Genomic DNA, 13,762 nt, shown 5'->3' on the forward strand with positions numbered 1-13,762 from the left:
GTACAGCTGTACGAGCGAAGAGAGTTACAGATGTACTATGGGACGGAGATTTCGAAAGAAATCGAGTACCAATCCATATACAAATCAAAAAGACATTTCTCATTTATGTGGGAAATGTCTTTTTTTTTAGTGTTCAATTTTATGTATTATAAACAGGTTTATGAACTATGGAATACACCTTATAGGTTATATGATAAAGATATAAATGAAGACTTACAATATTAATGGTAAGGTGATTCATGTGAACAGAAAAATCAATATTTTTTTAATAGTATTTCTCTTGTTAATTATTATAGCTGCGTTAGTAGTTGGTTTATTCGATTTAATTAGATATCAATCATAGATTGTTAATTCGTTGTATATATTTGGTGGTTTAGTTATTGTTATTAATTTTGGGTGTGCTATACTGCTTTTAAAAAAATTCATTGATAAAAGATAAATGAAGGATAAAAGATTGTTTTTAATATTAGTTCCGTTAATCCCTTTTTATACCCCTATTGATTTATAGGAATTTAATATTCTTAGTGTTAATTGTTATCTTTTTACCACTAGTTATTTCATATTTCATTTTAAAGGTAAAAGCAAATGGGAAAAAGGTACTTGATGATATTCATCAAGTACCTTCCTACAAGAGGGACTTTTTATGCTCACTTTTCCAACAGTAATTATTCGTTTTTTCAGATACTTAGTAGTTTGCCTCTAAGTCTGAAGGGAAATGGTATATATTGATTGGTTATTCAAATATGTAATCTTCATCCGACATTTCTTCAGCATTCCCCATAAGATAACCTGCACCTACTTGAGAAAAGAAATCATGATTAGATGTTTCAATTGAAATACCGTTCATCACAATCGGATTGACGTCCTTCGCGAGGGCATTCTCAAAGTAGACCCCAAAGCCCATATTTTGTAGAGATTTATTAGCATTATATTTAACAAATGTCTTGATATCTTCTGCTAATCCGATTTCAGCATATAATTCTTCTGTAAATGCGAATTCTTTCTCAAGCAATTCTTCTAAGAAACTATACATCCATTGAGTGAACGCTTCTTGCTCATCTTGTGTCAGCTCTTCAAAATCTTGCCTAAATTTATAACCAAGATATGTACCATGAACCGATTCATCTCGGATGACTAATTTAATAAGTTCAGCCAAATTGGCAAGTTTATTTTGACCACGATACCACAGTGGGATAAAGAAATTACTGTAATATAAGATTCCTTCTAAGAAAACACTCGCTACCTTTACTTGCATAGGTGTACCATTTTGATATATATTATTGATTTTCCCTGCTTTAAATTGCATCATTGGATCGTTGTTCATCCAATCGTAAATTTCTTCAATATCTTTGAATGTATTTAAGGATATTAAAATGGTCCCATAGGTTTTAGCGTGGATCGACTCCATAAACATAAAATTGCTTAGAACAGCTCGCTCTTTCTGCGTTCTTGCATGTTTCTTTAACGCATATAGGCCTTCTTCTGATTGCAGCGTGTCTAACAGTGCGAGGCCTCCCACTGCTTTTTTGACAATTTCTTTCTCCATAGTTGATAATTTTTTCCATTCTAATAAGTCATTAGAAACAGGAACTCTAGTGTCCAACCAAAATTGGGCAGTGGCTTTATCCCAGACAAATTCATCTAACTCATCCTCGACCAGTTGCCAATTCATTGTGTTATGTATCATAATGTTTCCTTTCACGATTAGTAGTTATTGTCACCAAACCTGTTTATTTAATATTATCTGGTGAACATATCATTTCTCTCAATTACTTTTACTCTTAGCCATATTATTTAAAAAACGTAATCTGATTCGTTCATTACTTCTTCTGTATTTGTGGTATTTTTGTTATTGTAATTATTCAGATTATGAGCACGCAGTTCGTATAATTGCGTATTGATCGCGGCTATATTTTCTTGATTAAAAGCATAAATCTCATTCAGACCAATACCGGCGAGAATGTGGTTTGCCTCTTGCTTTACTAGGTTGATTGCGACTATTTTACTACTTCCTACTGTATAAAAGGTATCGATTAATTGATCAGCTAGTACTACAAAATCATCAACAATCTCCATACCCCAACTTTTAAACTGAGCTACTTGTTTTAAACTTGCTTCCTTTAACAATAGATTCACTTTATAATTTAGATAATAACAATGTAAAGATTCATTTCGAACAATCATTTCGAGCATACTGCCGAGGTTTAAAAAGTTTCGGTCTAGCCATAATTCAAAAAGATAAGAAAGGTACGTGTAATTTAAAATGCCTTCAACACATATGGCCATGAATCTTTTTTTCAAAGGATCTGCGCTTTGGTAGGTCATATGTATTTTTTCTATATAATCCCTTACCTGAGGATTAGTATCGACCCAATCAAATGCTTTTTGAGAATCTATATCCTGATTAAATATGCTTAAAATGCGGTTATAGGCTTTTGTATGAACCATTTCAGTAAATTGAAAATTATTTATGATTGCAATCTCTTGTTGGGAACGTGCACTATCTCGAATAATTTCTCCTAATTCATTGGATTGATAGGTAGCGATATTAGTCAAAAGAATCAACAAGCGATTGAGCTGCTCTTGTTCTTGTAATTGTAAATTTGCCCATTTTGATCGATCATTTTCGATGGGGACACGTGTATCCAACCAAAAAAGTGAGGTTGCTCTTTCCCATACAACGTTGTCTAATTCATCCTCAATGACATTCCAGTTAATTGCTTTATAGTGTAAATAATTATTTATCATAGTACCTCCTAAAATATTGTTTGAAAGGGGATGATATGGTGTCATTTTTTATTGCATTGTTTCTGCAATTCTCTCTATATCTTCTGTCGTACCTTTTAGTTCAAATTCATCCAACACGGTAAAACCAAAATCATCGGCGTATTGATAGGCTGTTAGGCAAAATTGTTTATTGAAGTTTCTGTTGCCGCTACCAATAATTCCTAAACAATAGTCTCGGTTTTTATTGTAAGTAATCACTTGGCGCAATGGTGTTGTCAAAATTTCGACATCTCCTGTTTCAATACCATTTCCACCTTCAAGATAAGTAGGCAGAAATACAAAATAGGATTCATTGATGTCAAAAGTGAGTGGTTTTCCTAATTTGACTAAATCTTTTACATTCACATAATCTACCTTTTTTTGATATTGTTTTTGACAATACGTATCTAAATCTGCGAGAAAACTCGTGGTATTTCCACTTAAACTAATATAATAGACTTTAATTATTTGCATGTATCACACCTCTTTTTAATAAATAACCACATATATAGTGCTTGTTTTAATTATAAACACTATATATAGTGTTTATTGTACATGACATATCGTTATAGAAAATTGACGATGGTCAATTATTTTGATTTTAGAGGAGAGAAAATTACATGAAAAATTCAGGTTGTTTATGCACCGTTCCACTCTTCGCCCCTCTTTCATTAGATGAAAAAAATGAGATAAAGTGTTTGCTTCACCATCAGACGTTTAAAAAAGGAGGAATTATTTTTTCACCAAGTAGTGAAGAACAACTGTTGATTATATCTTTAGGGGCTATGAAAATATATCGAATTAGTAGAACTGGGAAGGAGCAATTAATTCGTATCGTAAAAGAAGGAGATTACGACGGTGAGAACTATCTCTTTGGTCTACCCAATGACTGCCTATATGGTGAAGCTGTTGAAGAAACCAGAACTTGCACTCTCTATAAATCCGACTTTAATAAAGTGATGGCACGCTATCCACAGCTCAGTTATCGATTGTTACAATTAAATGCTTGCAAAACAGTAGCTGTGGAAAAACAGTTGCAGCTTCTAGCGTTTGATCGTATAGAGGACCGGTTAGCCTTATATCTTAGCCAACTATCTATAGCAGCAAAAATGGGGGAGCTTATTACTTTACCTATCTCTATGAGAGAGTTGGCAAACTATCTAGCTACCAGTCCTGAAACTATTTCTCGTAAATTAAGAGATTTTCAAGAAAGACAATTGATTACTAGAAAAGGGAAGCAGATTACACTATTAGAAGAATTTTGGCTTACATTCGATTACATATAAAGAATTTTAGACGTATAAAAATAAGCAACTAGCATTTATCGGAATAGAGGGGGGAGTTCTGTATAAAGGTGTAGATAAATATTTTGATGAAGAATATGTCTATAATTTCTACTTGAAAGCAAATAATGAAGAGTTAAATACGTTAATTAAGGAAATATTTTCAAAAAGTTAAATACTAAAAAAAGAGCTAATTGGACCTGGCTCCAAAAAGTTAGTTTTATAGATCTAACCTTTTTAGAGCTAGCCATTTTTAGCTCTATTTCTTTCCTAACTTTGATAGACTTGACTAAGTTATTCATCATATTTTTTGCGTTTTGTAAGTTTAAAAATTTTAATTTTTCTGATTATGATGATTTAGATATTTTTTTAAGTATAAACCTATTAATCGAATTATACGTAATGTTTAGAATATAACCAATTAAAAATACAGAAATGAAAGGACCAATAATAAGATGCTGGTTAAGTGTCCAAGCAATAATAAAGAGAGTCAAATCTCCTAAACTTCTAATCAATCCAATTGAACCTTTCGTAACCTTGCTAAGCCAAAAGACACATGCATCATAGGGGACCTTTCCTAGGTTTGCACTCGTATATATTCCGGCCCCAATTCCAAGTAATAATATACCTACAATTAGTAAAAGGAAGTTATTGGGGTTTTCGAGCCCTTTGTTTAGTATATATTCCGCAGTTGCACCAACAATATAAGGTTGGAGGATGCTACCAATACCAAGTTGGGTGCGGTCATAAAGTAAAGGAGGGATCAACATTAGCAAAGTGATGAACATATTAGATTGATTTAAAGTCATATTGGTATGCAGTGAAATACCTTGCCAAACCCATGAAAGTGCATCGCTCCCAAAACCTGTTGAGATGGATAATGAAACGCCAAGCCCCATAATTAAGGATCCGAATAAAAGAAGAAGGAAACGGCATAATACGGTTAGTTTAAATATGTTGTTCATTTCAAATTTTCACCATTACTTTTAATTACTTCTTGATACCAGTAAAAAGATTTTTTGGGAATACGTCGGAATGTTCCCTTACCGTAATCGTCTCGGTCAATATAAATAAAACCATAGCGCTTTGTCATTTCACCAGTACCATTAGAAATAGAATCAATACATGCCCATGAGGTATAACCGATTAATTCTACACCATCTAGAGTGACTGCATCAGACATGGCTTTAATATGTTCTTTATGATACTTAATTCTATAATCATCGTTGATCTTACCATCTTCTGTTAAATTATCGTTAGCTCCTAGGCCATTCTCCACAATAAACATGGGTTTATTGTAGCGATCATAAATTTCATTGATTGTAATTCGAAATCCTAACGGATCAATCTGCCAACCCCATTCACTTGTTTGTAAATAGGGGTTAATTTCTGAAGAAAAAATATTACTTTCAGTTTGATTAGCGCTATCAGGCTTGGCACTACTTACTCTTGAAGAATAATAAGAAAAGCTAATGAAATCTACAGTATGGTCTCTTAAAATCTTAAGGTCATCATTTTTAACAGGAATAGTGAGATTTTGACGTTCAGTTTGTTTTAAGTAATAGTTAGGATAACTTCCTCGCACCTGAACATCTGAAAACATATAGCTTTCACGTGAATCTAGAATAGATTTCCATACGTCTTTTGGATGTGGCGTCTGAGCATAATAACTTCCAGCAGCCAACATACACCCAATTTGAAAATCTGGATTTATTTTTTTAGCAAGCTGAGTTGCTTTAGCGCTTGCTATTAATTGATGGTGGATCACATCAGTTGTAATCTGTTCCCTATTATCATCTGGATTAAAAGTTAAGCCTGTTGCGACGAAAGGGAAATGCAAGACCATATTGATCTCATTAAAAGTAAGCCAATATTTGACATAATCTTTATAATGCTTAAACAATGTTTCCGTAAATTTTAAATAAAATTCAACAGTTAGACGATTTTTCCAACCACCATATTCATCAACCAAATACATAGGGATATCAAAATGATTGATAGTCACTAATGGTTCAATATTATACTTACGACATTCTTTAAAAACATTTAGATAGTGATCCAAACCAAGCTGATTTGGTTTGGACTCATTTCCCTTAGGATAAATCCTTGACCAAGAGATAGATAATCGATAAACTCTAAATCCCATTTTGGCTATTAGTGCAATATCTTCTTTGTAGTGATGGTAATGATCAATGGCGACTCTTGAGGGAAAGAAAGTGTTTGCTGGCAAAGATTTAGGGTCTAAATTCCCTGTACCCACTTGGAAGCGTAATTCTCCGTAAGGCATAAAATCTAGATTTGAAAGACCTCGACCATCGATATTATAAGCTCCTTCTGTTTGATTCGCAGCAGTTGCTCCGCCCCATAAAAAATTTTCTGGAAATGACATGTATATTCCTCCTTTTCGTATTACAAAAGTATAAGGAAGGAGTTGCTACTTAAAAAGGAAGTTTCTTTAAAGGAAACTTCCTTGACTAACCATTTTAGTAGTGTTGTTTTAAGTTAAAGATTAATAAATCAATAATATATTTAAAAAGGATTGTATTAAATTTTTCATGCTGTATGGGAACATATAACTGTTGTCCCTTAAAGCTTAGATTATTTTGACAAGTGATGAGCCATTTCATCCCATGAGTCTCCTCAAGCCTCTTCACTACACGCTTATTGTACTTGAAAGTATTACCGTTAACGCTGAGTACTAATAATAAATCATTGTCACTAATATTGTAGAAATGTTGAAAGTCAACATCGCAAATAATAATATTTTTATTAATCACTTGTAGCTCTATTTGAATTTGATAACAGAGGTAGCGAACATCTCCCTGGGCAAAGACAAATACAGTATTTGCTGCGGCGAGTTGTTCAGTTAATAAATCTAAACGAATATAATCTACTGAATTTGTTAAAGTATTAAGGCCATTCACCATAGTATCTGTAAAGTTTACAATATTATCTTTTGCATTATTAGACCTCTGTAAATCAAAACGGCGTCCCTCTAAAGATTCAAGATATTCTAAGCAAGCATCTTTAAAGTCAATGTAAGTTTTATAATCTAGATATCTGACATATTTCGAGATTTGACTTTTTGATACAAAGGTCCTATTAGCTATCTCATCCATTGTAATATAAGGAACTTCGTGAATATGTTCTTGAAAGAATAAACTTAATATATAGAAAGTTGAATTTTTTTTATAGGAATTTGTTACATCATTTAGTTTATCCATTATCAAGCGTATCAGTCCTTTATAATATGATGTTAAAGTAGTGAAAACAAAAGCTTAAAGTGTAGCAAAGAACCCATTTAATCTTCCATTAGATAATAAGCTATTCTTCTGTTAATTCATCACCAATAATTTTCATTTTCTTTGTCAAATCAACGATATCCATGACTAAGTCATAAGCGTAATCCTCGCCTAATACAGCCGTTGTACTAGCGTCCGACAATAGGCCTTCTTCGTCCATTTTCCGGTGATTAAACCAGTCTTTGCTACCATAATATTTAAGAAATAATTGAATATCTGAAACAGTCTGCTCAAATTTTTCTAAAGTATCTGACATTGCTGCAACTTCTTTACTAATCTTCAAGAAATTATCTTCCATTTCATAAAAATTATCAGTGTTCTTCACGTTACCCCCAACTTTCTTAAAGAATATACATTGGATGATTATTTTATTGCGCTAATGATAGTGGTAATTGTTGGTACGATTGAAATGATCGTATAAACTTGGACAAAATAAGCAATAGGTTCCTCCCATGAAGGAGGTGCAATTAAAGCAATAAAGTAGAGTATAATAATAAAAATAAGGTTTGTTAAAATCCTAGATAATGCTTGGCGCCAACTTATTTGTTGTTTAAAATTAAATGACTGTTGCCAAAATTGAATAAGTGATTTCATGATAAAACGCCTTTCTGAATATGAATGAATAATTAAAAAAAGCATAAACTAAAAATAAACAGCAAGCAACAAAATTATTTATGATCACTGATTCACAATATATTTGCATTTAAATATATAAGGAGTAAAATTATAGATAAGGAGGGATTATGATGACTGATAATAAATTTCTGACTGGTAATGTAGATAACGACAAAAAGCCGTATATTATAGATGTTGAAAAAGAAACGTTAGAGAATACAAATTTTCGTACGACGATTTGGACAGGTAACAAGTTGCAGTTGACTGTTATGGAAATTCCTGTAGGCGGTGATATTGGTTTAGAAGTACATCATGAAAGTGATCAATTTATCCGTATCGAGCAAGGTGAGGGTCTTTGCCAGATGGGTCCTGCTGAGGACGATTTATCCTTTGAACAAAAAATTGGAGAAGATGAAGCAGTCTTTGTGCCACTAGGTTTATGGCATAATATCACCAATCGGGGGAGCGTACCATTAAAACTGTACACCATTTATGCTAGCCCTGACCACGTACCTGGTACTGTTCATGGCACTCAAGAAGATGCTGAAAGCGATCCAAATGAATAAAACAAACATGAAATGCATAAAAAGTACAAACAATAGTTAAACCAAGTAAACCGATGACCTTAAAAGCGTTATCGGTTTTTTTATGCTAGAAATCAACAAGTCTCTATAAAAAATTATTCCTTTACATATATCAATCAATGTATAGTAGGGTACTTCTAAAAATTGTTGTAGGGTGAAACTAGCAATTTAATTAATTTTTCATATATAATAATATTATGCAAAAAGATAAGGAGTGTGCTACATGCCATTAGTTAGAATTGATCTATTAGAAGGTAAGACTGCAGAATTTAAGACACAACTAGGTGAGTTAGTTTACGAATCTATGCTTGAAACGATTGGAATCCCTGAAGAAGATAAGTTCGTTATTGTGAATGATTTAAAAGCTGAAGAACTGATATTTTCTACCAATTACCTAGGTGTTGACCGTACAGAAGGTATCGTGATCATTCAAATCACGATGAATGAGGGACGTACAACTGAAGTAAAAAAAGCTTTATACAAGACGGTTGCTGACAATTTAAATAACCAATTAGATATTCGCAAAGAAGATGTCTTTATCAACTTAGTTGAAGTAAATAAAGAGAACTGGTCCTTTGGTAATGGTATTGCACAGTACGCAGAATAAATAGCATTACTACAAGTACATAAAAGCCATACCCTAGCTATCCCCATCTTTTATTGAGATAGCTAGGGTATCTGTCATCTTAGCCCAGGAGGGATTACCATGTATTACAAATCATCTTACACCTCACCACTTGGCCAAATTGCTATCGTGAGCGACGATAAAACCATTAAAGGAGTGTGGTTTGCTGACCAAAAATACTTCGGTAGTCAATACGTCATGCAAACAATGGCAGCAGCTGAAACATCAGTAATCATACAAGTCAAGAATTGGTTAGATGCTTATTTTGCTGGTGAGAACCCAACTCTTGACCCAAACATTTTGGATCCAGAAGTAACGCCTTACCGTAAGCAAATCCTGAACGCACTGATTAATGTCCCTTACGGCAAAACGACTAGTTATAAGGAATTAGCTGATAAAGTTGCTTTAACCACTCCTGGGAAAAGGGGTTCAGCTCGTGCAGCTGGCGGTGCTGTTGGCCACAATCCCATCTCGATTCTAATTCCATGTCACCGAGTTGTAGCCACTAATGGTGCATTGACTGGTTATGCAGGTGGTATCGACCGCAAAATTGCCTTGTTGGCTTTGGAAGGCTTTGACCAATCCAAGCTAGACAACCACCAAGTATAGGTGTGACGCTAATAGGAATCCATTAATTTTTACATGAAGATGCAAGGAAAAATACCACATAACGGCAAAATAATTTAGGGTGAGATGATGAATAAATTAGCTATTAGAAAGTTATACGATACCTTATTAAATGAAATGGGCCCACAAGGTTGGTGGCCTGCTGATTATAAGGTAGAAATAATCCTGGGGGCTATCCTTGTTCAAAATACCAACTGGCGTAACGTTGAAAAGTCCCTAAATAACTTGAACGCAGCTACTGGTTTTTTGCCAGAAGGAATTTTAAAGCTCCCGTTAGAAGAATTAGAAACGCTGATTCGACCAAGTGGTTTCTACCGCAACAAGGCGCGAGCAATTCAAGCCAGTTTCCAATGGTTTGATAACCACAAATGGGATTATCAAGCCATGCAGTATGCATACGGAAAACAGTTGCGAAGTGAAATCTTGAAATTACACGGGGTAGGGTTTGAAACAGCTGACGTATTTCGCGTTTTTATATTTGACCAACCAGCGTTTATCGCTGATGCCTACGCTAGGCGTTTATTCAGTTGGTTGACAGGCAATTCGTACACAACCTATCAAAGCCTTTACCAAGAGATTAACCTACCGGATGACTTCACTTATGAGGAAGCCCAGGAATTCCATGGCTTAATTGATGAGTTTGGCAAACTATACTTGGGTAAAAATGGCCAGGTGAAGGGAAATTTTTTATCCAATCACCCATGATAAATACTCTATAGTATATATTTTTAATTTAAAAAATACATTTGGGTTTACATTTTCTTTTTAATACCGTATGATATCACCATAAACATTCAAATAAAATCTTCAGGGCAGGGTGTAATTCCCGACCGGCGGTAAAGTCCGCGACCTCCTTTAATTAGGGGCTGACTCGGTGTAATTCCGAGACCGACAGTAGAGTCTGGATGGAAGAAGAGTAGAATCAAAATAAACGAATACTATAAGTCTATAGTTTATTTGTGTGCCCTAGGAATCTTATTTCTAGGGCTTTTTTTCGTCACTCTGACTGGATTATTTGTTGTTTAGAGAAAGGATGAGTGAATGAAAGACTATATGCAAGAAGCACTTGACCTAGCCAAATTAGGACAGGGTTGGACAAGGTCTAATCCTATGGTTGGTGCAGTTATCGTAAAGAATAGCCAAATCATCGGTCGAGGCTATCATCAGCAGTATGGTGGTTTGCATGCGGAAAGAGAAGCCTTAAAGGATGCCAGCGAACAAGGGCATGATGTAAAAGGGGCAACTATGTACGTCACGCTGGAACCCTGCTGTCATTTTGGTAAAACGCCGCCTTGTACGCAAGCTATTATCGAAGCGGGTATTGAAAAAGTGATAGTTGCTGCAATTGATCCGAATCCTTTGGTTGCTGGAAAAGGCATCCAGGAACTAAGAAACCACCATATTGAAGTAGAAACGGGTCTATTAGCCAAAGAGAGTGAAGATCTTAACCGTAAATTCAATTACTTTATGACTCATCAACGCCCCTATGTCACCATGAAATATGCCATGACCCTAGATGGTCGAACGGCCGCCTATACTGGGGATTCCCAGTGGATAACGGACAAAATTGCACGAGAGCATGTGCATTACCAACGCCACAGTAACCAAGCCATTATGGTTGGCATAGGGACTGCGCTTTTGGATGATCCATCGTTAACTGTTCGAATTGACGATTTTGAGGGGCTTAATCCTATCCGTATTGTTTGTGATAGTAGCTTGAAGCTCCCCTTAAACAGCCAATTAGTGGCGACAGCGAAGCAAACGCCCACAATTATTGCGACAATTAATCAGGACCCAGAAGATCACCAAGCCTATCAAGCAGCTGGCTGCCAGCTATTGGTTGTGAAGGAAAAGGATAACAAAGTAGATTTACTTGATTTAATCACACAACTAGGCCAACAAGGTATTCAAAGTATTTATGTTGAAGGTGGATCAAGACTAAATGCTTCGCTACTTGAATCAGGTTTAATCCAAGAAATCCACACTTATATTGGGCCCAAAGTCATTGGTGGTTTTGACCAGTATAGTCCTATCAGTGGTTTCGGTTTTCCACATATGGACCAAGCGGTAACCAGTCATATCAGTGAAATTACCCAATTTGGCGACGACATTTTGATAGAAAGTAGGGTGGGTTAAATGTTTACAGGAATTATAGAAGATATTGGCCATATTGAAAGTATCGAGGCTATCAACAATGATGCAGGACTTCTTTTAACCATTGCCTCGGAAAAAATAGTATCCGATGTCAATCTAGGTGACTCTATTAGTGTGAACGGCATTTGTCTTACCGTGACGAATTACACCGATACTAATTTCCAAGTTGAAGTGATGCCAGAAACGATTGCGAAAACGTCTTTAGAAGGAATTGCTAACAATAGCCGCGTGAATCTGGAACGGGCGATGAAGGCAAATGCAAGATTCGGTGGTCATATTGTAAGTGGCCATATTGATGGTATTGGTAAAATCACCGCAATTGAGGCGGATGGTATCGCTAATTGGTACACGATTCAAACAAGTAAACCATTAATGCGCTATATCATCATGAAGGGATCTGTTGCTATTGATGGTACAAGTTTAACGGTTGCTGGAGTTGAAGGAGATACATTTAAAGTATCAATCATTCCTCACACCAGTGAACAAACAATTTTTTCAACCTATCAAGTAGGCTCTATCGTGAATTTAGAAAATGATATTGTCGGCAAGTATATTGAGCAATTTACAGTGAAGGAGCGGGTATAGATGGATTTTTCAACAATCGAAGACGCATTAGCAGCTTTACAAGCGGGACAAATTATCATGGTTTTGGATGATGAGAATAGAGAAAATGAAGGAGACTTAATTTGTGCAGCAGAGTTTGCAACAACAGCTAATATTAATTTTATGGCGACTCATGCTAAAGGGTTAATTTGCCAGCCAATGAGTCAAGCAGTAGCTAGTCGGTTGAATTTATCGCCAATGGTGAATGATAATACAGACCCACATACAACCGCATTTACGGTATCCATTGATCATAAAGAGACAAGTACAGGTGTATCCGCAGTTGAACGTGGGTTAACCATGCGTGAAGCAGCAAATCCGGCTAGCCAACCCAGCGACTTTAACCGTCCGGGCCACGTTTTCCCATTGGTGGCGAAAGAAAATGGTGTCTTGGAGCGAAATGGTCATACAGAAGCAACGGTTGATTTAATGAAATTAGCTGGTCTGAATCCAGTGGGTGTTTGTGTAGAAATTATGCGCGAAGACGGTACGATGATGCGCCAAGCCGAATTGCTTGAGCAAGCAGAGAAGTGGCAGATGCCAGTCATCACCATTAAAGGCTTACAAGACTACCGGTTAAAAACTGAGCGTCATACCCACCATGTATCACAAGCTAAAATGCCGACAAAATTTGGTGAATTTACTATCCATACTTTTATCAACGATGTAGATAATCAAGAACATGTAGCTTTGGTCAAAGGGGATATTTCAGGTAAGGGACAGGTCCTAACGCGTTTGCATTCTGAATGTTTAACGGGAGATGTATTGGGCTCAAACCGGTGTGACTGCGGAGAGCAATTACATGAAGCCCTGCGGAAGATCAATGAAGCTGGCCAAGGCGTTCTCTTATATTTAAGACAGGAAGGTCGCGGTATTGGCTTAATCAATAAAATAAAAGCCTACCAGTTACAAGAAGAAGGACTGGATACTGTTGAAGCTAACAATGCCCTAGGATTCCCAGATGATTTAAGGGAATACCATACGGCTGCACAAATGTTAGGGGAACTGGGTATGACATCCATTGACCTTATGACCAACAATCCTGATAAAATCGCACAATTAGAAGCATCTGGTATCCAAGTAGCGAACCGCGTGAGTATTGAAATGGCCGCTAATCCGGATGATGAAAACTACTTAATCACTAAAAAAGTAAAAATGGGACACTTATTAGACTTATAAAATATGGAGGATATTAGCATGAAT

General features: G+C 35.6%; 15 protein-coding genes and 1 riboswitch. Of the genes, 8 read left to right on the forward strand and 7 right to left on the reverse strand.

Going from position 1 to position 13,762, the window contains the following annotated elements:
- Positions 1 to 733 precede the first annotated feature (733 nt).
- The 3 genes from nrdF to nrdI all read right to left on the reverse strand — a co-directional run bounded on the left by nrdF (position 734) and on the right by nrdI (position 3,240).
- Positions 734 to 1,687 (reverse strand): class 1b ribonucleoside-diphosphate reductase subunit beta, encoded by a 954-nt coding sequence (gene nrdF / locus ACRCJ0_RS05105; RefSeq protein WP_431389701.1) that lies wholly within the window; start codon positions 1,685 to 1,687, stop codon positions 734 to 736.
- Between the two features lie 107 nt (positions 1,688 to 1,794).
- On the reverse strand, positions 1,795 to 2,748 hold the full coding sequence (locus ACRCJ0_RS05110; protein WP_431389703.1) for a ribonucleotide-diphosphate reductase subunit beta: 954 nt from the start codon (positions 2,746 to 2,748) through the stop codon (positions 1,795 to 1,797).
- A gap of 48 nt (positions 2,749 to 2,796) precedes the next feature.
- The gene (gene nrdI, locus ACRCJ0_RS05115; RefSeq protein WP_002348760.1) at positions 2,797 to 3,240 is read right to left on the reverse strand and encodes a class Ib ribonucleoside-diphosphate reductase assembly flavoprotein NrdI; all 444 of its coding nucleotides are present in this window, start codon (positions 3,238 to 3,240) and stop codon (positions 2,797 to 2,799) included.
- A gap of 146 nt (positions 3,241 to 3,386) precedes the next feature.
- Here nrdI and ACRCJ0_RS05120 point away from each other — a divergent pair, with 146 nt between their 5' ends.
- The gene (locus ACRCJ0_RS05120) at positions 3,387 to 4,052 is read left to right on the forward strand and encodes a Crp/Fnr family transcriptional regulator (RefSeq protein ID WP_431389704.1); all 666 of its coding nucleotides are present in this window, start codon (positions 3,387 to 3,389) and stop codon (positions 4,050 to 4,052) included.
- Between the two features lie 344 nt (positions 4,053 to 4,396).
- Here ACRCJ0_RS05120 and ACRCJ0_RS05125 read toward each other — a convergent pair whose 3' ends face one another.
- The 4 genes from ACRCJ0_RS05125 to ACRCJ0_RS05140 form a co-directional block, all read right to left on the reverse strand.
- Positions 4,397 to 5,014, reverse strand: coding sequence for a hypothetical protein (locus tag ACRCJ0_RS05125; protein ID WP_268403300.1), 618 nt, complete (start codon positions 5,012 to 5,014; stop codon positions 4,397 to 4,399).
- On the reverse strand, positions 5,011 to 6,438 hold the full coding sequence (locus ACRCJ0_RS05130) for a 6-phospho-beta-glucosidase (RefSeq protein WP_431389705.1): 1,428 nt from the start codon (positions 6,436 to 6,438) through the stop codon (positions 5,011 to 5,013). The genes ACRCJ0_RS05125 and ACRCJ0_RS05130 overlap by 4 nt, the downstream gene beginning before the upstream one ends.
- A gap of 94 nt (positions 6,439 to 6,532) precedes the next feature.
- Positions 6,533 to 7,273 carry a MurR/RpiR family transcriptional regulator gene (locus ACRCJ0_RS05135; protein WP_431389706.1) on the reverse strand — a complete coding sequence of 247 codons (741 nt, stop codon included), beginning with the start codon at positions 7,271 to 7,273 and terminating at the stop codon, positions 6,533 to 6,535.
- 100 nt (positions 7,274 to 7,373) lie between these two features.
- A complete protein-coding gene (locus ACRCJ0_RS05140) occupies positions 7,374 to 7,676 on the reverse strand; it encodes a DUF4298 domain-containing protein (protein ID WP_268403294.1) in 303 nt (100 codons plus the stop codon).
- A gap of 421 nt (positions 7,677 to 8,097) precedes the next feature.
- Here ACRCJ0_RS05140 and ACRCJ0_RS05145 point away from each other — a divergent pair, with 421 nt between their 5' ends.
- From ACRCJ0_RS05145 to ACRCJ0_RS05175, 7 genes are all read left to right on the forward strand, one after another.
- Positions 8,098 to 8,532 carry a cupin domain-containing protein gene (locus tag ACRCJ0_RS05145; RefSeq protein WP_026465771.1) on the forward strand — a complete coding sequence of 145 codons (435 nt, stop codon included), beginning with the start codon at positions 8,098 to 8,100 and terminating at the stop codon, positions 8,530 to 8,532.
- Positions 8,533 to 8,773: 241 nt separating this feature from the next.
- Positions 8,774 to 9,157 (forward strand): tautomerase family protein, encoded by a 384-nt coding sequence (locus tag ACRCJ0_RS05150; RefSeq protein WP_431389707.1) that lies wholly within the window; start codon positions 8,774 to 8,776, stop codon positions 9,155 to 9,157.
- A gap of 99 nt (positions 9,158 to 9,256) precedes the next feature.
- Positions 9,257 to 9,784 (forward strand): methylated-DNA--[protein]-cysteine S-methyltransferase, encoded by a 528-nt coding sequence (locus ACRCJ0_RS05155; RefSeq protein WP_431389708.1) that lies wholly within the window; start codon positions 9,257 to 9,259, stop codon positions 9,782 to 9,784.
- Positions 9,785 to 9,868: 84 nt separating this feature from the next.
- The gene (locus tag ACRCJ0_RS05160) at positions 9,869 to 10,507 is read left to right on the forward strand and encodes an endonuclease III domain-containing protein (RefSeq protein ID WP_431389709.1); all 639 of its coding nucleotides are present in this window, start codon (positions 9,869 to 9,871) and stop codon (positions 10,505 to 10,507) included.
- A gap of 94 nt (positions 10,508 to 10,601) precedes the next feature.
- Positions 10,602 to 10,723, forward strand: a riboswitch (FMN riboswitch).
- A 120-nt stretch (positions 10,724 to 10,843) separates the two neighbouring features.
- Complete coding sequence (ribD, locus tag ACRCJ0_RS05165) at positions 10,844 to 11,938, forward strand: bifunctional diaminohydroxyphosphoribosylaminopyrimidine deaminase/5-amino-6-(5-phosphoribosylamino)uracil reductase RibD (RefSeq protein WP_431389710.1); 1,095 nt, start codon at positions 10,844 to 10,846, stop codon at positions 11,936 to 11,938.
- Complete coding sequence (locus ACRCJ0_RS05170; RefSeq protein WP_431389711.1) at positions 11,939 to 12,541, forward strand: riboflavin synthase; 603 nt, start codon at positions 11,939 to 11,941, stop codon at positions 12,539 to 12,541.
- Positions 12,542 to 13,738, forward strand: a complete 1,197-nt coding sequence (locus ACRCJ0_RS05175) for a bifunctional 3,4-dihydroxy-2-butanone-4-phosphate synthase/GTP cyclohydrolase II (protein WP_431389713.1) — start codon at positions 12,542 to 12,544, stop codon at positions 13,736 to 13,738.
- Positions 13,739 to 13,762: the final 24 nt, after the last annotated feature.

The sequence above is a fragment of the Aerococcus sp. L_32 genome (assembly GCF_050689315.1).

Coding starts and splice junctions, on each gene's coding strand:
- nrdF (WP_431389701.1), bottom strand. CDS start 1,687: ATGATACATAACACAATGAATTGGCAACTGGTCGAGGATGAGTTAGAT.
- ACRCJ0_RS05110 (WP_431389703.1), bottom strand. CDS start 2,748: ATGATAAATAATTATTTACACTATAAAGCAATTAACTGGAATGTCATT.
- nrdI (WP_002348760.1), bottom strand. CDS start 3,240: ATGCAAATAATTAAAGTCTATTATATTAGTTTAAGTGGAAATACCACG.
- ACRCJ0_RS05120 (WP_431389704.1), top strand. CDS start 3,387: ATGAAAAATTCAGGTTGTTTATGCACCGTTCCACTCTTCGCCCCTCTT.
- ACRCJ0_RS05125 (WP_268403300.1), bottom strand. CDS start 5,014: ATGAACAACATATTTAAACTAACCGTATTATGCCGTTTCCTTCTTCTT.
- ACRCJ0_RS05130 (WP_431389705.1), bottom strand. CDS start 6,438: ATGTCATTTCCAGAAAATTTTTTATGGGGCGGAGCAACTGCTGCGAAT.
- ACRCJ0_RS05135 (WP_431389706.1), bottom strand. CDS start 7,273: ATGGATAAACTAAATGATGTAACAAATTCCTATAAAAAAAATTCAACT.
- ACRCJ0_RS05145 (WP_026465771.1), top strand. CDS start 8,098: ATGACTGATAATAAATTTCTGACTGGTAATGTAGATAACGACAAAAAG.
- ACRCJ0_RS05150 (WP_431389707.1), top strand. CDS start 8,774: ATGCCATTAGTTAGAATTGATCTATTAGAAGGTAAGACTGCAGAATTT.
- ACRCJ0_RS05155 (WP_431389708.1), top strand. CDS start 9,257: ATGTATTACAAATCATCTTACACCTCACCACTTGGCCAAATTGCTATC.
- ACRCJ0_RS05160 (WP_431389709.1), top strand. CDS start 9,869: ATGATGAATAAATTAGCTATTAGAAAGTTATACGATACCTTATTAAAT.
- ribD (WP_431389710.1), top strand. CDS start 10,844: ATGAAAGACTATATGCAAGAAGCACTTGACCTAGCCAAATTAGGACAG.
- ACRCJ0_RS05170 (WP_431389711.1), top strand. CDS start 11,939: ATGTTTACAGGAATTATAGAAGATATTGGCCATATTGAAAGTATCGAG.
- ACRCJ0_RS05175 (WP_431389713.1), top strand. CDS start 12,542: ATGGATTTTTCAACAATCGAAGACGCATTAGCAGCTTTACAAGCGGGA.